Here is an 18,317-nt window from a genome sequence, read left to right as displayed (position 1 = left end):
CAGTTTTATATCACTTTTTTTTAATACAAGAACAGCGCTCTGCGTAAATTCGCTTGAACAGCCTCTTATCTCGGGCTGTAAAACTTTGTAAGCTAGGGGCATTATCCTGTTCGCCCGCTAAAGGAATCCTGCATGGCCAGCGTCAACACCCGCAAACACCCCAATGGTCTGGACTATATCGAAATCGATACCCCACTCTGCTACGGCCGTATTTTTTTACAGGGTGCCCAGATAGACAGCTTTGTGCCCAAAGGCAAGGCGCCGCTGCTGTGGGTTTCTCCTGCCGATGACTATCTACCGGGCAGTGGTATTCGCGGCGGTATTCCCGTCTGCTGGCCCTGGTTTGGCATGCATGCCAATGAGGGCTGGCCCCAGCATGGCTTTGCCCGCACCCGGTTGTGGCAACTTGAGCGAACTCATATCAGTAATGAACGGGTAGAGCTGAGCTTTGTCCTTAAGCTTAGCGACGAGGACAGACGTTACTGGCCCCACGATACCGAGGTGCGGCTGGACTTTGTCCTCAGCGACAGCCTCAGGGTCAGCCTGATTAACCGCAACCTGAGCGAGCAAAACGTAACGCTGACCCAGGCATTGCACAGTTATTTCCCCATCGGCGATATCCACCAACTGCGCGCTACCGGCTTTGCCGGCAGCCAGTATATCGAGTTTGGTGAAGGTCCCTATGCACAAGTCGAAGACGAAGTGCGCTTTGAGCGCGAAACCGACCGGGTTTACACCGGCTTGTCTGAGCTGCAAAAGCTGCATACCCCCAACGGCACTATTCTTGTCAGCCGTGAGCAGAGCCACTCGGCAGTACTTTGGAATCCCTGGATAGACAAGTCCAAGCGGCTGGCCCGTTTCCAAGAGCAGGATTACCTGTCTATGGTCTGCCTGGAAGCCGCCAATGTGCTGGAAGATAAACTGGTGCTCGGCCCCAAACAGAGTCACACTCTGACCACAGAAATTCGCTGGCAGGAGTGAGCGGCCAAGGCCGGGAAACACCAATGAGGTATCGACTCCCAAGCAAGAAACGCCTGACTGTCTGGGCTGTTGGCCTGTTGCTTCTGCTGGTACTGCTTCCGGGTGCCCTGCTTGTGGGGCTGGCTTGGTCCCTGTATGAAAGGCCGCAGTGGCTGCTGCCGCATATTAATCAATATCTGGCTGCGCAAGATATTCGTATCGACGAGTTGCGCCTGGCGCCTGAAGGCTGGGACAGACTGAGCTTCGATTACCTTAAGCTTGATTACCAGGGCAGCGAGCTTGAGTTTCATCAACTCAGGCTCCAGCTCAAATCGCCTGTCAGTGCCAAACGGATTTGGCAATTACTGACAGGCGAAGCATCGACGCCGCCCCCTGGCTCCATCGACTGGTTGATGGCGCAACTTCAAAAGGTCAGCTATCGAGACGCCGGTTTTAGTTTGACGCCTGAACTACTCTTGCCCGGCGGTGATGATGGCGGTCAGAGTCTGGCACTGGACTTGAACTCTGTGCCCGAAATAGCCCTGGGGCCGACCCGAATAAGCCTGCAACGCGTGGCCGGCGTATCCGATACACCCAATACGTCGCTGACCTTGGATAAGGCAAGTAAAACCCCAAGCTTTATTCTGCTGCTGCAAAAGTTGCAGTTAAGCCCTTCCGGGCAACTGGTTACTGAGCTGGCCACCCGGTTACAAGGAGGGCAACAAGAGACTCACTCAGGAACTCAAACAAGACAAGAGACGCCCCTGCTGGCATTAACCGCCGACTTGAAAGCCAAACTCGCCAACGGTGCCCCCGCCTGGCGACTGACCAGTCAACTGCATCTCAAAGCGCTGCAACAGGCGCTGGCAAGTGTTGAGCAGGACCCGGCCGCAGCGCCCCTCATCAGTGCTTTCAAGCTTGATGAAATATTGCATGCCGAGCTGATGCCGAGCCTTGGCGGAGATCTCTTCTCGCAACTGACTCTGGATTTGACCCAAGGCAACATAGACTCGCGCCATTGCTGGTCGGCGCCGACTATTGCCATGCCGGGACTCGAGCAAGTGGCGCTTGAAATAACGCCGCTGCCTCTTAAAGCTAAGGCACACAATTCATTGGCCGATAGCCCTCTGTGCCCCAGTTCCAACGCTGCTGCCAGTTTCAGTGCCAAGGCCAGTGCAAATGCCAGGGTTGAGGCTGAGGTTGAGGATAGTGATGACGCAGGATTACACTTTCGCTTTTCGGGCTCCACCAGCGAGCAGCTTTTTGAGCTGGCGCCGCTGAGACTCACGCTTTCAACCACTCCGGCTCAGCGCCAAGCGCTGCTTGCCTTGCTCGCAGCAAACTCCCCATCGGCGCAAGCATCAGCAACCAAGGCCGCAGAACTCGAATCGCAATTGGCGCAGCTGCAGCAAGTCCTGGCGCAAGAGCCAGCTATAAAAAACCAAGCTCCCCCCCTTATCGCCGCAATTGAGCTGGCGCTTGATCAGGGCCTCGGCGCCGAATTCAAACCCGCCAAGGACAACAATACAAAGGGCAATGCGGCAACGGGCAATGAGACATCCATGCGAGTGTCGCTGCCGAATCTGACAGTGCGGCCGCTACTGCCCGCCCTGATGACAGAGAAGCAGCAAGCGTCGTTCGGTGCGCCAATTAATCGGCCAAGAATTGCGGAATTGAGTCCATCCGCACTCAGTAATGGCAAGCGGCCGAGTTTGCTGCTGGCCCTTGAAAACCTGCAATTGCAACTGCCAAAGGCCACAGGAGCACAGCAAAACACGTCTGTTTCTTTGCCGCAAAGCGCCAAGCCTCAAGGGTTAAATTCGCCGGGCTTTGGCTTATCAAGCTCTGGTTTATCAAGCTCTGGTTTATCAAGCTCTGACTTCTCAAGCTCTGACTTCTCAAGCTCTGGCTCATCAGGCTCAAGTTCACCAAACTCAAAGCCCTTGTCGGCCGAGCAGCGACTCGAACTGGCGCTGCAACAGGCCATTCAGGGGCTGCGACTCAGCCTTGAGCAGCTGCCACTGGAACAAGCAAGCACAGACTGGCGCCTTGAAGCCTCCCTGCCGAGCGGTTTTCGTTGGCAGTCGGCTGTAGCTGAATTGCAACTCAATCAGGGCGCATCAATGGCGCTTAGCGGTAAGCTTGCCCTGGAGCCGACAAACGCAGGGCAACAACTGGACTTCAGCCTCGCAGCCAATCCCGGCTTCAGCACAGGCGCCATTCAAGCCGGTATAGAGGATAAAAGTATCCAACTCTCCGGCTTTAAGTTGTCACTGCTGGCCCCGTTCAGTGGCAGCTTCAACCAAGGCAAACTTAAGCTGTCTTTACCCGCGGTCAGCAGCCAGTTGGGTGAATTGCAGGCTAAAAGCGGGCCGCTGGCACTGTCGATTGCCCAAACCTCACTCCTGAGCCCCGGACTCAGTCGAACCCTGGACGCCAACCTAAATCAAAAACGGCACTTGCCACTCTTGAGCCAACTCTTGGATGAGCGTTTTGCCAGTCGTCTGAATCTGGCCTTCGATGGGCTCAACTTAAGCCAAACCCGGCATACCAAGCTCGGACCTCGCACCGAAACCCTGCTCAATCTGGGCTATGGCAGCTTCAGCCAAACCATTGACTGGCAGGATAACCGTCTTATCAGTGAAGAAAACTGGCAACTGGATAATATCCCGCTTCACAGCCGCCACGACTTTATGCCCATCTGGCCCAAGCGGGCCAAAGATCCGCTTGGCTATCGCTTGAACAGTCGCTGGACCCTGGATACGGATCTCGCTGATATCAAGGCGCTGGCGGCCAAGAACCTGCCCTTGCCTCCTGAGTTGGTACTCAGGGGCGAGACCCATATGATTGCCGACCTCAAGCTCGAAGGGCTTGGGCGAGCGCTGCAATTGCAACTGGATTTCAACCCGCTGCTGTCGGATCTCTCCGGCAGTATCAGTCAGTTACCATTTGAAGGCGCCAACTTGTCGGCATTGTGCCGCTTGACACTGGCCAAGGAAGCCAAGGCGCCGGCAGAGGCCGAACTCAACTGTCAGCAGCTCAAGGCTTCGGTACAGGCCTTCAACCCCGGAGTGCTGTTGACCAACCTGGGTTTAGAAGGCCAGCTCAGCCTGACCCCTGAACTCGACAGCAACCAAAGCACTCAAGCCAAGCTGTTGCCCGGGTTTCGGGATGCCGATATTCAGGTGCGCGGCCAAGGCGAGTTACTCAAGGGACAAATGCTGCTGCCCAGCTTCCGCTTGCGGCTCAACGCGCCATCCAATGCTTATTTGGTGTTGCAGGGCCTGAGCCTGGAAGAACTGTTGGCCATCCAGCCTCAGGAAGGCATCTACGCCGACGGTATTTTCGACGGTGTCTTACCGGTATTTATTACCGACGGCCAGGTGTCGGTCAAAGGTGGCCGCCTGGCGGCCCGTGCCCCCGGCGGACTTATCAAGGTCGGCAATAATCCGGCTGTCGCCCAAATGCGCGCCGGACAACCCTATCTGGACTTTGCCTTTTCCACCCTAGAACACCTGCAATATTCTACCCTGGCCAGCACTTACGATATGGCACCGGATGGTGAGGCCTGGCTCAAGGTTGAAGTAAAAGGTCAGGCCGAGGGGATTGAACGCCCTATCCACTTGAACTACTCTCATGAGGAGAACATGCTGCAGCTCCTCAGGAGTCTGACCATAGGTGACAAGCTTCAAACCCAAATTGAAGCTTCCATGCAGTGAGGACACAAAAGGACATGAATGTGAAACAGACTAAATTTCTGCTGCCGCTGGCTGCAGCCTTGCTGCTGGCGTCGGCTTGTACCCCAACGGTCAAGATTGAGCCACCGGATAAGCCAATCGTTATCAACCTGAATGTGAAAATCGAACATGAAATTCGCATTAAGGTCGATAAAGAGTTGGATCAGCTGCTGACCAATGATGAACTCTTCTAAGGTGCCAGAATTCGCGAAAGGAAAACACAGATGAAAACCAAGTTGATGACCCTGACTGCCGCCCTGTTGATGAGTTTCTGCGTCTTTGCCATAGGTTTGCAGGACGCCAAGAGCCAAGGGTTGGTGGGTGAACAGCAAAACGGCTATTTGGGTGTGGTCAAATCCAGCGCCGAGGTGACGGCACTGGTTAAGGATGTCAATGCCAAACGCCGGGCACACTATGAAAAAATCGCCCGTCAAAACGGGATTTCCGTGGATGATGTTGCCAAACTCGCCGGCGCCAAGGCGATTGCTGCCGCCGACAAAGGCCATATAGTGCAGGATGCTTCCGGCAAGTGGGTTCGTAAATAACAAACCCGATAGCATCAACCGGATGTATAATGCCGTTCAATCAGTTTGAACGGCATTTTCTTTTACTGGATTAGCTTCCAGTTTCGTTCAATTGAACCTTGGTAATTCTCTCTCAACAAACTGTAAGCTTCACACACGTCTGGCAGTGATGCACAGTAAACAACCCATGCACCATACTGCCATTCTTTAGCGCCTTGTCATACTGGGTTGGGAATATCAATAAACTCATGCTCCAACGCAAATTCATGCGCTAAATGTTCCCCCAGCGCCTTGATGCCGAACCTCTCCGTAGCATGGTGGCCGGCTGAGAAGTAATGGATCCCCTGCTCCACGGCGCTGTGGAAGGTACGCTCAGAAACTTCACCACTGATAAAAGCATCAACTCCCAGTGCCGCAGCAGTATCGATATAATCCTGGGCACCACCTGTACACCAGGCCAGTTTCTGTATGCTTCTGTCACCGCCATCCAGATGCAGGGGGACTTGTCCCAAACACTGCTCAAGCATGGCACTCAGGTCTTTGGCCGTCATAGGTGAGTCCAGTACGCCTTGCCAAAGCAAACCTTGAGCGACGGTTTCCACCGCCTCAGGCTCAATGACGCCAAGCACCCGGCCCAATTCGGCGTTATTGCCGAGCATGGGATGGGCATCAAGCGGCAAGTGATAGCCAAACAGGTTAATGTCGTTGAGCAGCAAGGTCTTGATCCTGCGCTGTTTCATTCCAGTCAACACTTCGGGTTCATTTTTCCAGAAGAAACCATGGTGCACCAATAGGGCATCGGCACCGGCTTCAACGGCCCGGTCAATCAATGCCTGACAAGCGGTCACACCTGTGACTATCTTGCGAATTTCGGCCTTGCCTTCAACCTGAAGACCGTTGGGGGCATAATCGCGAAACTGGTCCAGTTGTAAAAACTCGTGCAGATATTGTTTGAGTTCCTCTCTTTGCATAGGGTTCCCTGTCGATTCGGTTGCAGATATATGTCGCTATTCTAGCACAGCAAGCCCTTGGGTTGAGGTCACAAATCTTAAGCCAGATTGCCGGTTTCAGTCCCCAAAGCGACCAAAAGCTGCGCCCTTGGGCACAAGTTTGTTGCTTTTTGGCCGGCAAATTGGACATTGCCAACCTTTGACTTATAAAATTATCGCAAACCTCCAAGTAACTCTAAAAATAAACAGGTTATGATTATGGCAAAACTGACCAAAGAAGAAGTTATCAGCGCACTGCAGCAAGCCCTCAGTAAGCAACAGGGCAAAGCAGTGACCATTGAGCAAAATGGCAGCTGGTACAAAATCGATGGCGGTAAATCACTTCGTTTCGCTGAACTGGAACAGATGTTGGCGGATAGCGCCAAACCGGCCAAGGCTGAAGCCAAACAGGAAAAACCCAAGGCGGCCAAGCCAGCAATAAAGGCAACACCAAAGCCGGCAGCGCCTGCCCTAGCCGACGGCCAAGGGGGCAAAACCCCCAAAGAGCTGTGGCGTGAAAAACTGGCAGCCGGTAATCACAAACTGCCTCGCGGTTTTTAATTACTCCATCCAAAACAAAGGCGCCTAACGGCGCCTTTGTTTTATCTGTTATTGGCTCAAAGTCTACACTGTCATCTCACATAGCCAGGTCAACCCGGACGCTGCCCTGCAGATAAACCACCCGCACTTCATCGCCCACCTTGAACGTCATGCCGGGATCTTCATCCTGTATGATCATCACCTGGGTTTCATCTTCCTGGCGTATCATCAACTCCACCAGCTTGAGCTCACGATAGTAACTGCTATTACCATATTGATGACCAATGCCGGCGCCGAGTAGAGCGCCCAGAGCGGTTGCCACATCCTGACCACTGCCACCGCCGAACTGATGGCCAATCACGCCACCGAGTAAGGCACCGCCAAAGGTTTTCCAGCCGCGATTTCTGTCTTCCATCAGCTGTTTTTCGGTAATTTTTCGTACCGACTCCACTTGGCCGTAGAGCACTTTTTCCACCGGTTGTGCCTGGTTTCTGTCATAACCGGCATAGAGGGGCTGGGTTCCCGCTGCAAGGGACAATGAGAGCAGCAGCATTGCATTCAGTATCAGTTTCCACATAGCTGTTTTTCCGCTAACTTATAAGAAGGCCCTAAGCAGAATCATACGCAATTGTGAACCTACTGTCTTTTTTAAATCATGAATTGGATCCTTTCCCGTCACCGGAACTGGCACTGACGGATCCCAATGGCCTACTGGCCATTGGCGGCGACCTGCATCCCAAGCGGTTACTCAACGCCTACTACGAGGGAATTTTCCCCTGGTTTAATAGTCAAGATCCCATCCTCTGGTGGTCACCGGATCCCCGCGCGGTTTTTGTTCCGGGCAGCATCAATATCTCCCGCAGTCTACGCAAGTATCTGAAAAAGCAGGATTGGACTGTCAGTATCGACCGAGCCTTTGCCGATGTAATGGCCGGTTGTGCCATGCCGCGAAAAGATCAACCCGGCACCTGGATAACCGAAGAGATACGTCTGGCCTACCAGGAGCTGCACCACTTGGGTCATGCCCACTCCTTCGAGGTCTGGGACAATGGTCGACTGATAGGTGGCCTGTATGGCCTTGCCATAGGTCAGGTGTTTTGTGGCGAGTCCATGTTCCACCGCAAAACCAATGCCTCCAAGGCGGCCTTTATCGCCCTGCATCAATACGCTCTCAAACAGGGCTTCAGACTGATTGATGCCCAAGTGATGAATCCACATCTGGAAAGCCTCGGAGCCAAGAGTTTAAAGCGCAAAGATTTTCTCGTACTCTTGAGACAGTTCAGGGACGGCAATCTCGCCAAGGATTGCTGGCAAACCGACGAGGTCAAAATTGCACTCTGATAACCATGCCATTGCCATAGGCCTCAGCCAACCCTTTGCCTGCAGTTACCTGAGCGGACAACAGGAGCAATTATTGGTGATCCAGGAGGATGAGCTGGACTTGTCACTGTTTGAGCGCCTGTTGGCACTGGGGTTTCGTCGTAGTGGCAGCGCCATCTACAAGCCCCGTTGCCCCCACTGCAACGCTTGTCAGCCCATCCGAGTTCCCCTGGATGAATTTCGCCTGTCCAAAAGACAAAAACGCACCCTGGCCAAAAACCGTGACCTGCACTTTCGAATAGTTACCGAGGAAACCCCGGCTCACTATCCCCTCTATGAGCGTTATATCTGTGCCCGCCACAGTGACGGCCCCATGTATCCTCCTAGCGAAGAGCAGTACCGGCATTTTCTCGCCTGTGAGTGGCTCAGCCCGGTGTTTATCGAACTTTGGCACGGTCAGCGACTGGTTGCCGTGGCAGTAACCGATCTCCTGCCCCAGAGCCTGTCAGCCATCTACAGCTACTTCGACCCGGACTACAGCGACCGCTCCCTCGGGATCTTGCTGGTACTGCTGCAATGCCGCCTGGGCAAATTGATGTCGAAATCGTTCCTCTATTTGGGATATCAAATAGATAACCACGACAAAATGGGTTACAAGCGACTCTACCGCCCCTATGAGATCCTCGGCGTTCAAGGCTGGCAGAAAAGCGACAATCACTGAGGCCTCCCCTTTACAGCCGCTGTAATTTGCGGCATGATACGGCGGTTTTTTACATTCGAGGCTAACGGGATAACTGATTAATGGCGAAAGAAGACAACATTGAGATGCAAGGGACTATCCTTGAAACCTTGCCAAATACAATGTTTCGGGTTGAACTGGAAAACGGTCACGTTGTGACTGCTCACATTTCCGGTAAAATGCGTAAAAACTACATCCGAATCCTGACCGGTGACAAGGTCACTGTGCAGCTGACTCCATACGACTTGAGCAAAGGGCGTATCGTCTTCCGCTCACGCTAAGATCCCAGTTATTTCTCAAAAGCCGGCTGTGCCGGTTTTTTTGCTGGTGAGCCCATGGGGGCGACCCACTGCGCAGCAGGCGCACCTGGCCTGCCGTTGTCTATCCAGACATCAATGTGTCGGATAAGGGTCAGGATTCAGAATAAAAACGGCTGCCATTGGCAGCCATTTTTTTTGTTGTAATTCAGCTTATCAAGAGATCTTCTCCGGCGCTTCCGTATTGATCTCCAGTTCGCCATCTTTGACATCCACATGGGCGATGCCACCGGACTCGAGTTTGCCAAACAGGATTTCATCGGCCAGCGGTCGTTTCAGCAGATCCTTGACCACTCTGGCCATAGGTCTGGCCCCCATGGTCTTGTCGTAACCTTTCTCTGCCAACAAGGTTCTGGCCTCATCACTGACTTCCAGCGTCACCCCTTTCTGATCCAACTGTGCCTGCAGTTCGACCAGGAACTTATCCACCACCTTGGCGATAATGGTCATATCCAGATGGTTGAACCAAATGATAGAGTCGAGACGGTTGCGAAACTCTGGCGAGAACACCTTATTGATCTCCGACATCGCATCCAAGCTGTGATCCTGCTGCTTGAAGCCAATGGACTTACGCACAGTTTCCTGCACCCCGGCGTTGGTGGTCATCACCAGGGTCACGTTGCGGAAATCCGCCTTGCGGCCGTTGTTATCGGTCAAAGTACCGTGATCCATTACTTGCAGCAGCAGGTTATAGATATCCGGATGCGCCTTCTCAATTTCATCAAGCAGCACCACACAATGAGGTGTCTTGATCACGGCATCAGTCAGTAAACCGCCCTGATCGTAGCCGACATACCCCGGAGGCGCGCCAATCAAACGCGACACAGTATGGCTTTCCATATACTCTGACATATCGAAGCGGATAAGCTTGAGCCCGAGGCAAGCCGCCAACTGGTTGGTCACCTCAGTCTTACCCACCCCGGTAGGACCGGCAAACAGGAAGCTCCCCACAGGTTTGTTTTCATTGCCAAGACCACTGCGTGCCAACCGAATCGCCGCGCTGAGACTCTCTATCGCCTTGTCCTGGCCGAACACTACCATCTTCAGGTTACGCTCCAGGTTCTTCAGCAAGTCCTTCTCGGAGGACGTCACTGTTTTTTCCGGGATCCTGGCCATCTTGGCTATAATGGCTTCAATTTCGCTCTGGCCCACGGTTTTCTTGCGTTTGCTCTGTGGCATCATTGCCATCCGCGCACCGGCTTCGTCTATCACATCTATGGCCTTGTCCGGCAAGTGCCTATCGTTGATATGCTTATCCGACAGACTGGCGGCGCTGGCCAAGGCCGCCAGGGTATAACGCACCCCGTGATGTTCTTCATAACGGCTCTTAAGCCCCTGCAGGATCTTGGTGGTTTCGGCCACTGAAGGCTCGTGAATATCCACCTTCTGAAAACGCCGCGCCAATGCCCTGTCCTTCTCAAAGATGCTTTGATATTCCTGAAAAGTAGTGGACCCCATACAGCGCAGATTACCGCTGGAGAGCAAGGGCTTGAGCAGGTTGGATGCGTCCATCACCCCACCGGATGCCGCCCCGGCACCGATAATGGTGTGGATTTCATCGATAAAAAGAATCGCATTCTGATCCGCTGTCAGCTCTTTAAGCAGACTCTTGAAGCGCTTCTCGAAGTCGCCCCGATACTTGGTGCCGGCCAACAGCGCGCCAAGATCCAGAGAGTAAACTGTTGCTTCGCTGATCACCTCTGGCACAGACTCATTGACTATCCGATAGGCCAACCCTTCGGCAATGGCAGTCTTTCCGACGCCGGCCTCGCCCACCAACAGCGGGTTATTCTTGCGGCGACGGCAAAGAATTTGAATCGAGCGTTCAATTTCGTTGTCGCGGCCGATAAGCGGATCTATCTTGCCCTGCTTGGCCATCTCATTGAGATTGCTTGCAAACTGAGCCAGCATGCTGCGCTCTTCTGTGGCTTCTGATTGATCTTCCAGGCTTTCCTGCGACCCTGGTGCATCGGCCTCATCGTTCTTGGCAAAGCCGTGGGAAATATAATTCACCACATCCAGACGGGTAATGTCGTAACGGCGCAGCAGATAAACCGCCTGGGACTCCTGCTCGCTGAAAATGGCTACCAGTACGTTGGCGCCGGTCACCTCATTGCGGCCTGACGACTGCACATGAAATACAGCCCGTTGCAGCACCCGCTGGAAACCCAGTGTCGGCTGAGTCTCACGCTCATCATCGGGATCGCTGATAATAGGTGTGGTCTGGGTAATGAAGTTGGCGACCTCCTCTTTGAGGCGGTCAATGTTGGCGCCACAGGCGAGTAAAGCATCCCTTGCGGCAGGGTTATCGGTCAGCGCCAGCAGCAGGTGCTCAACCGTCATATATTCGTGACGGGCATCTCTGGCTTGCTGAAATGCCAGGTTCAAGGTCACTTCAAGATCTTTGTTCAGCATACGCACCCCCTAAAAAACTACAGAGACAGGCTGGTTAAGCTTCCTCTAACGAACACAGTAACGGATGTTGGTTTTGTCTTGCAAACTGATTCACCTGAACCACTTTGGTTTCGGCTATCCCAAATGGGTAAACACCGCAAACCGCTTTTCCCTGATGATGTATGGTCAACATAATGTCCGTGGCTTCCTGTTCGTTCTTACGAAAGAACAGCTGAAGTACCTCCACAACAAAGTCCATTGGGGTATAGTCATCGTTGTTCAGAATCACTTTATACATAGGAGGCGGTTGCAGTTCCTGCTCAACCCCTTCCTCCACGCGCTCTATCTGTCCAGTCTTACCCATGATTCAATATTAGCCTCTCAACTTGGCTTCTACCAACACTATGCCCGGCCATGTTTCAAAGTACCGTTTGGCAGGTCCTGGGCGGTATTGCCCTTTGTCACACTATACTCTGGCGCGGCGGCGCTTGTCTAAGGCGTTTCTAACTCATGCTTATTTTTCAATCGGTTAAAATTGATTCAATATAATAAAGTGAGTAAATATCCAGACACTTCCATTGAAGAAAAGCTCCCAGTGGCAAACTAAGATTCCAGCGAAACCATATGCAATGTTGTTTTTTTGTTAATTTCGGCTTGACATCCAGCAACACTACTTACATTCTGTTATCTGAGCACCTGCTGAAGTGCTCAAAAGTTGTACTATCTTACTGGGAAGCAGACAATAGAAGGAAGTGGAAGTATGGCAAGCGGAACTGTTAAATGGTTCAACAACGCCAAAGGATTCGGGTTTATCTGCCCTGATGAAGGTGGTGAGGATGTTTTTGCGCACTATTCAACCATTGAAATGGAAGGCTACAGAACTCTAAAAGCAGGCCAACCTGTTGAATTTCAAGTTGAGAAGGGCCCGAAGGGTATGCATGCCTCGGCTATCTCTCCTGTTAAATAACCGGGTGAACAGAGATGAAAAAAGGCGGGGTCATCCCCGCCTTTTTAATGCTTGCTTGGCAATTGAATGAGGGAGAGTTCCCTCATTCAACTTTCAGTATCACGCGCTCAGAAGGCGATTCAGGCTGGCACTTGGCCGCATAGCCTGCTCGGCTTTAACAGGATCCAGCTTGTAGTAACCACCCAGTTCAACTGCAGCGCCCTGGGCACCATTGAGCTCAGCCACTATCTGCTCTTCTGCAGCCACCAGGCCTTCGGCCAGAGGCGCAAAATAAGCTTTCAGCTCGGCATCCTTGTCCTGCTTGGCCAGCGCGCTGGCCCAGTACTGCGCCAAGAAGTAATGACTGCCGCGGTTATCCAGCTGCCCCACTTTACGGGATGGTGACTTGTTGTTATCCAGGAACTGCCCTATCGCCAGATCCAGGCAATCAGCCATCACCTGTGCCTTGGCATTGGCCGTCGTCTGGCTTAGGTGCTCGAGTGAAGCTCCCAATGCCAGGAACTCGCCCAGAGAATCCCAACGCAGGTGGTTTTCCTCTTCAAACTGCTGTACATGCTTGGGTGCACTGCCACCGGCACCCGTTTCGAACAGACCGCCACCATTCATCAGCGGGACGATTGACAGCATCTTGGCACTGGTACCCAACTCAAGGATAGGGAACAAGTCGGTGAGGTAGTCACGCAGCACGTTACCTGTTACCGAAATTGTATCTTTACCAGCTTTAATACGTTCAAGGGAGAAACGGGCCGCCTTTTCCGGTGACATGATGTGCAACTCAAGTCCATCGGTATCATGCTCAGGCAGGTAGGCCTTCACTTTGGCTATCACCTGGGCATCGTGGGCACGGTTTTCATCGAGCCAGAATACCGCCGGGGTGTTGCTCAGCCTGGCACGACGTACGGCCAGCTTGACCCAATCGCGGATAGGTGCATCTTTTACCTGGCACATGCGCCAGATATCACCGGCTTCAACGGCGTGGGACATAAGCAGGTTGCCGTCCTTGTCCAGTACTTTGACGGTACCGGCCGCAGGGATTTCAAAGGTCTTGTCATGGCTACCGTACTCTTCAGCCTTCTGTGCCATCAGTCCCACGTTTGGCACACTGCCCATGGTTGCAGGGTCGAAGGCGCCATGCTCCTTACAGAAATCGATAGTTTCCTGATATACACCGGCATAGCAACGATCCGGGATTAGCGCCTTGGTATCTTTCAACTGGCCATCCGGGCCCCACATCTGGCCGCTGGAGCGGATAGCAGCAGGCATGGAAGCATCAATAATCACATCACTTGGCACATGAAGGTTGGTGATGCCCTTATCTGAGTTAACCATCGCCAGCTCAGGACGGCTCTGGTAGACGGCGGCGATATCGGCTTCAATGGCCGCTTTCTGCTCGGCCGGCAACTTGGCTATCTTGGCATAGACATCGCCCAGACCATTGTTGACGTCCACGCCCAGCTCACGCAAGGTTTCACCGTGTTTGGCAAATACATCTTTGTAAAACACCTTCACCGCATGGCCGAACATAATAGGATCGGACACTTTCATCATGGTGGCTTTCAGGTGCAGTGACAACAGCACATCTTCCTGGCGAGCGGCTTCAATTTCGCGCTCGAAGAAGGCGGTCAGTTCACGCTTGCTCATAACGGCCGCATCTATGATTTCACCTGCCAGCAACTCAAGCCCCTGCTTGAGCACCAGTTGGCCGCCATCGTTTTGTTCCAGCACTATGCTGACAGTATCGGCATCTTTAAGGGTAACGGACTGCTCGCTGCCGTAGAAATCCCCTTGTTGCATATGAGCCACATGAGACTTGGAGTCCTTGCTCCAGGCACCCATTGAATGCGGGTGCTTACGGGCATAATTCTTGACCGAAGTCGGGGCGCGGCGGTCTGAGTTACCTTCACGCAGCACAGGGTTTACCGCACTGCCCTTGATCTTGTCATAACGGGCCTTGATTTCCCGCTCTTCATCGGTTTTGGCTTCCGCCGGATAGTCGGGCAGATCATAACCTTTGGCCTGCAACTCTTTGATACAAGCCTGCAGCTGAGGAATGGACGCACTGATATTAGGCAGTTTGATAATATTGGCTTCAGGCTGAGTCGCCAGCTCGCCAAGCTCAGCCAGATGATCACCAATGCGCTGCGCTTCGGTCAGACGCTCGGGAAAAGCGGCAATCACACGGCCGGAAAGAGAAATATCGCGGGTTTCGACATTGATGTCGGCTGCCTGGGTAAAAGTTTTGATGATAGGCAGTAGAGATAAGGTCGCCAGAGCCGGCGCTTCATCTGTCTGCGTATAGATGATAGTGGGGGTTTTATCAGTCATTTTCAGTCCTACGCTTTTTATAAAAATGAGTTGTTATAAGTGTTGTTATTCTTTAATTTCCTTGCCTCTTTCCGCCCAGGATAGCGCCGTTGTTCACAGTCGACATAGATCCGGTTGACGGGCACAAAAATTGGTTGCAGATCACAATTTGGCGAACATCATAGAGCATTCCAGCCAAGATTCAAATGCCACTATAGGCGAGTGCCGGGTACACTCGGGTAAAAGTCACCAACCCGCCCTGCCGCCAAGCAGGACATAGGTGTTACACTCTGGCATATCTCTGGCAAATAGTCAGAGTACACAGCTCAAGCAGCCAGGATATCTCAATGAATTCGCCAGCCTCCCAACCAAGACGTAAACCCAAACGCCAACCCAGTCACCCCAAGGGCCCTGGCGGTAAAGAATTTGGCCAAGAAAAGAGTCAGCGCTCCACCAATCCAAGCCCCAACAGCAAGAGTTCCAGTAACAAGAGCCCCAATAACAAGAGACAGGGCCTGAATAAAAAGCGCCCTGGTCCTCAAAAATCACGGCCAAAAGTGGCACGACTCTCGATTGCAGAAACCCAAGTGGTGCTGCTCAACAAACCCTTCGATGTGTTATGCCAGTTTACCGATGAAGGCGGACGGCGCACGCTCAAAGATCTGCTGCCCATCGCCGGTGTTTATGCCGCCGGTCGTCTGGACAGAGACAGCGAGGGTCTGTTACTGCTCACCAATAACGGTCAGTTGCAGGCCAAACTGACCCAACCCAATAAACACACCTTCAAGACCTACTGGGTACAAGTGGAAGGCGATGTCGATGACCTCGCGATTCAAGCCATGCGTCAGGGCGTTGATCTTAAAGATGGCCTCACCCTGCCTGCCAAGGTGCGCCGTTTGCAGCCACCCGAATTTTTGTGGCCACGCAATCCCCCTATACGTGAGCGGCGCAATATCCCCACCACTTGGCTGGAGATCTGTATCCGTGAGGGGCGCAATCGTCAGGTACGAAGGATGACAGCCCATGTCGGGTTTCCCACTTTAAGATTGATACGTTATGCCATAGGCGAACTCAGCCTGGATACCGAGCAAGGACAATGCCTGCAGCCCGGTGAATATCGCGCTCTTTCCGACGCGGCGATTAAGGAGCTTCTCGATGACTGAACGTTATCGCCCCAATGTGACAGTGGCCTGCATTATTGAGGCAGAGAAGCGTTTTTTAGTGGTCGAAGAGTTGATAGACGGTCAACAGAAATTCAACCAACCGGCCGGTCACCTTGAAGCAAATGAAAGCCTTATCGACGCTTGTCGCCGCGAGGTGCAGGAAGAAACCGGCCTGACGGTCAGCCCTGAAGCCCTGGTGCGGATAGATCAGTTCAGCGCTTCCAAGGAGCTGGCCTTTTTACGTTTCACCTTCTGTGCCCGCTTGGCTGAATGTCAGAGTACCAAGCCGTTGGACGCTGCCATCAAGGCCGCCCATTGGTTGAGTATGGATGAAATCACGGCCTTGGGACCCAAGCTTCGTAGCCCCTTGGTCAGCGCCACGCTGGAGAGCTATTTGCAGGGACAACGGCTGCCGTTATCTTTGCTCAATAGCGAGCTGTTGTGATTAGCTCTGGGCACCAAGGCGTGATAGAATACGCCCCCGCAGAAACTGAGCGCCTTATGGCTGTTTGTCCACCCCAGCGTCGCGCCAATAACGGCCTGTCACAACCGGGCACAAGCAGCAGTTCTCTTTTTGGGCGTTCATGAATGAATTCAACGGTTTTAGGATCTATGACAGCTAACACTCCCAATGCATCAGGAAAAAAAGTCATTGTCGGCATGTCCGGCGGTGTCGACTCATCTGTTTCAGCCTATCTGCTGCTCCAGCAGGGCTATCAGGTAGAAGGCCTGTTCATGAAGAACTGGGAAGAAGATGACACCGACGAATATTGCTCTGCCGCCGAAGATTTAAAAGATGCCCAGGCTGTCTGTGACAAGCTGGGGATCAAGTTGCACACGGTTAACTTTGCCGCCGAATACTGGGACAATGTGTTCGAGTATTTTCTTGCCGAGTACAAGGCGGGACGCACGCCTAACCCGGACATCATGTGCAACAAGGAGATCAAGTTCAAAGCCTTCCTTGAGTTTGCCGATGACATTCTCGATGCCGACTATATCGCCATGGGCCACTATGTGCGCCGCCGTGATACCGACGGCAAAACCCAGCTGCTTCGCGGCATAGATGGCAACAAGGATCAGAGTTACTTCCTCTACACCTTGAGTCACCAACAGGTGGCACGCAGCCTGTTCCCTGTGGGTGAACTGGAAAAACCCGAAGTTCGCCGCATCGCCGAAGAGCAAGGGCTGGTCACCTTCAACAAGAAAGACAGCACAGGTATCTGTTTTATCGGTGAGCGCAAGTTTACTGAATTCCTTGGCACTTATCTGCCCGCGCAACCGGGCAAAATCGAGAGTGTCGACGGTGAAGTGATAGGCGAGCATCAGGGCCTGATGTACCACACTCTGGGCCAGCGCAAAGGCCTTGGGATTGGCGGCATGAAAAACAGCAACGACAATCCTTGGTATGTGGTCGACAAGGATCTGAAACGAAATGTATTGGTTGTCGCCCAAGGCGGCCAGCACCCGAGACTCATGTCGGTTGGCCTCACGGCCAGGCAGTTGCACTGGGTCGACAGGCAAGGCCCTGCCGATGGCGCAAAAATCACGGTCAAGACCCGTTATCGCCAGCAGGATATCCCCTGCACTGTTTATATCCAGGGTGATGATGAGCTGAGAGTGGTCTTCGATGAGCCGGTAGCGGCAGTCACGCCAGGGCAGTCGGCAGTATTCTACGACGGTGAAGTCTGCCTGGGTGGCGGCATCATAGAAACCCTGATTAGGGAGTAATCATTGAGCGAGCAATTGCATGACCGCACCATGGCATTTGCCGGCATATTGCAGGCAATCGCCCAGGTGCAATATATCGCCCGCCACGGGGAAAGCGATCCGCAGCAGTTGGCTGCAGCACTCGATGGCATTATGGTGACAGATCCCGAGAATATCGATGAGATCTATCCCGATAAGTTAGTGCTGGCCAACGGCTATAAGTGGATTATTAATCAACTGGGTGACAGTGCCCAGAAAGATGTGGAAATCACCCGCTATCTGGTCGGCATTCTGGCGCTTGAGCGTAAACTGAGTCGCAACCGGGCAGCGCTCGGAATGCTGTCTGAGCGCATCAATCAGGTGCATCGCCAACTGAGCCACTTTGCCATAACCGACGAGCAGGTTATCGCCAACCTGGCCAGCATCTACAGCGATATCATCAGTAGTTTGGGACCTAAGATCCAAATATCGGGCAACCCCAACATACTGCAGCGGCCACTGGTTCAACATAAAATACGCGCCTTGTTGCTGGCAGCAATGCGCAGTGCCGTACTCTGGCGTCAACTGGGCGGTAAACGCAGACATCTGGTGTTTGCTCGCAAGGCGATCGTCGATACAGCTAAAAAAAGCCTCACCCTATAATAAAGCCAAGTTCA

18 protein-coding genes are annotated in these 18,317 nt (G+C 53.1%); 13 read left to right on the top strand and 5 right to left on the bottom strand.

What is annotated here, in order from left to right; genetic code table 11:
• The first annotated feature begins 132 nt into the window (after nt 1–132).
• Genes SIL79_RS15050 through SIL79_RS15035 form a run of 4 tightly spaced genes read left to right on the top strand, consistent with a single transcriptional unit; the run spans nt 133 to nt 5,242 of the window.
• Complete coding sequence (locus SIL79_RS15050) at nt 133–981, top strand: D-hexose-6-phosphate mutarotase (protein ID WP_071475856.1); 849 nt, start codon at nt 133–135, stop codon at nt 979–981.
• 23 nt (nt 982–1,004) lie between these two features.
• Nucleotides 1,005–4,679: a YdbH domain-containing protein gene (locus SIL79_RS15045; RefSeq protein WP_144360824.1), complete on the top strand. Its 3,675-nt coding sequence runs from the start codon at nt 1,005–1,007 to the stop codon at nt 4,677–4,679.
• Between the two features lie 38 nt (nt 4,680–4,717).
• Nucleotides 4,718–4,891: a YnbE family lipoprotein gene (locus tag SIL79_RS15040; RefSeq protein ID WP_224866993.1), complete on the top strand. Its 174-nt coding sequence runs from the start codon at nt 4,718–4,720 to the stop codon at nt 4,889–4,891.
• A gap of 30 nt (nt 4,892–4,921) precedes the next feature.
• Nucleotides 4,922–5,242, top strand: coding sequence for a YdbL family protein (locus SIL79_RS15035; protein WP_039033385.1), 321 nt, complete (start codon nt 4,922–4,924; stop codon nt 5,240–5,242).
• Between the two features lie 197 nt (nt 5,243–5,439).
• Here the strand turns inward: SIL79_RS15035 and SIL79_RS15030 are convergent, their stop codons facing one another.
• Nucleotides 5,440–6,192 carry a Nif3-like dinuclear metal center hexameric protein gene (locus tag SIL79_RS15030; RefSeq protein ID WP_144360823.1) on the bottom strand — a complete coding sequence of 251 codons (753 nt, stop codon included), beginning with the start codon at nt 6,190–6,192 and terminating at the stop codon, nt 5,440–5,442.
• A gap of 237 nt (nt 6,193–6,429) precedes the next feature.
• Here SIL79_RS15030 and SIL79_RS15025 point away from each other — a divergent pair, with 237 nt between their 5' ends.
• Nucleotides 6,430–6,771: a hypothetical protein gene (locus tag SIL79_RS15025; RefSeq protein ID WP_039033464.1), complete on the top strand. Its 342-nt coding sequence runs from the start codon at nt 6,430–6,432 to the stop codon at nt 6,769–6,771.
• Between the two features lie 76 nt (nt 6,772–6,847).
• On the opposite strand, the gene SIL79_RS15020 is transcribed toward SIL79_RS15025, so the two are convergent.
• Nucleotides 6,848–7,327: an outer membrane lipoprotein gene (locus SIL79_RS15020; protein WP_101096771.1), complete on the bottom strand. Its 480-nt coding sequence runs from the start codon at nt 7,325–7,327 to the stop codon at nt 6,848–6,850.
• Nucleotides 7,328–7,380: 53 nt separating this feature from the next.
• Between SIL79_RS15020 and aat the strand changes: the two genes are divergently transcribed.
• The 3 genes from aat to infA all read left to right on the top strand — a co-directional run bounded on the left by aat (nt 7,381) and on the right by infA (nt 9,090).
• Entirely contained in the window at nt 7,381–8,091 is a 711-nt protein-coding gene (gene aat, locus SIL79_RS15015) for a leucyl/phenylalanyl-tRNA--protein transferase (protein WP_215774276.1), read from the top strand.
• A complete protein-coding gene (locus SIL79_RS15010) occupies nt 8,081–8,791 on the top strand; it encodes an arginyltransferase (RefSeq protein WP_101096770.1) in 711 nt (236 codons plus the stop codon). The genes aat and SIL79_RS15010 overlap by 11 nt, the downstream gene beginning before the upstream one ends.
• 80 nt (nt 8,792–8,871) lie before the next feature.
• Nucleotides 8,872–9,090 carry a translation initiation factor IF-1 gene (gene infA / locus SIL79_RS15005; RefSeq protein WP_005500725.1) on the top strand — a complete coding sequence of 73 codons (219 nt, stop codon included), beginning with the start codon at nt 8,872–8,874 and terminating at the stop codon, nt 9,088–9,090.
• Between the two features lie 192 nt (nt 9,091–9,282).
• Here infA and clpA read toward each other — a convergent pair whose 3' ends face one another.
• Both clpA and clpS read right to left on the bottom strand, forming a co-directional pair.
• Complete coding sequence (clpA, locus tag SIL79_RS15000) at nt 9,283–11,541, bottom strand: ATP-dependent Clp protease ATP-binding subunit ClpA (RefSeq protein WP_071475863.1); 2,259 nt, start codon at nt 11,539–11,541, stop codon at nt 9,283–9,285.
• Between the two features lie 34 nt (nt 11,542–11,575).
• Nucleotides 11,576–11,884 (bottom strand): ATP-dependent Clp protease adapter ClpS, encoded by a 309-nt coding sequence (gene clpS, locus SIL79_RS14995; protein ID WP_025011177.1) that lies wholly within the window; start codon nt 11,882–11,884, stop codon nt 11,576–11,578.
• 396 nt (nt 11,885–12,280) lie between these two features.
• Between clpS and cspD the strand changes: the two genes are divergently transcribed.
• Nucleotides 12,281–12,487, top strand: coding sequence for a cold shock domain-containing protein CspD (cspD, locus tag SIL79_RS14990; protein WP_025011178.1), 207 nt, complete (start codon nt 12,281–12,283; stop codon nt 12,485–12,487).
• 99 nt (nt 12,488–12,586) lie between these two features.
• Here cspD and SIL79_RS14985 read toward each other — a convergent pair whose 3' ends face one another.
• Nucleotides 12,587–14,812 (bottom strand): NADP-dependent isocitrate dehydrogenase, encoded by a 2,226-nt coding sequence (locus tag SIL79_RS14985; protein WP_101096769.1) that lies wholly within the window; start codon nt 14,810–14,812, stop codon nt 12,587–12,589.
• A gap of 326 nt (nt 14,813–15,138) precedes the next feature.
• Between SIL79_RS14985 and SIL79_RS14980 the strand changes: the two genes are divergently transcribed.
• The 4 genes from SIL79_RS14980 (at nt 15,139) to hflD (ending at nt 18,303) form a co-directional block, all read left to right on the top strand.
• Entirely contained in the window at nt 15,139–15,954 is an 816-nt protein-coding gene (locus tag SIL79_RS14980) for a pseudouridine synthase (RefSeq protein WP_319619432.1), read from the top strand.
• A complete protein-coding gene (locus SIL79_RS14975; protein ID WP_071475865.1) occupies nt 15,947–16,399 on the top strand; it encodes an NUDIX hydrolase in 453 nt (150 codons plus the stop codon). Before SIL79_RS14980 ends, SIL79_RS14975 begins: the two co-directional genes overlap by 8 nt.
• A gap of 167 nt (nt 16,400–16,566) precedes the next feature.
• The gene (gene mnmA, locus SIL79_RS14970) at nt 16,567–17,682 is read left to right on the top strand and encodes a tRNA 2-thiouridine(34) synthase MnmA (protein ID WP_162206218.1); all 1,116 of its coding nucleotides are present in this window, start codon (nt 16,567–16,569) and stop codon (nt 17,680–17,682) included.
• A gap of 3 nt (nt 17,683–17,685) precedes the next feature.
• Nucleotides 17,686–18,303 carry a high frequency lysogenization protein HflD gene (gene hflD / locus SIL79_RS14965; RefSeq protein WP_100142771.1) on the top strand — a complete coding sequence of 206 codons (618 nt, stop codon included), beginning with the start codon at nt 17,686–17,688 and terminating at the stop codon, nt 18,301–18,303.
• Nucleotides 18,304–18,317: the final 14 nt, after the last annotated feature.

Source organism: Shewanella indica (assembly GCF_033842865.1).
In the GTDB taxonomy this organism is placed as follows: domain Bacteria; phylum Pseudomonadota; class Gammaproteobacteria; order Enterobacterales; family Shewanellaceae; genus Shewanella; species Shewanella indica.
This window is presented reverse-complemented; position numbering and strand designations above follow the sequence as displayed.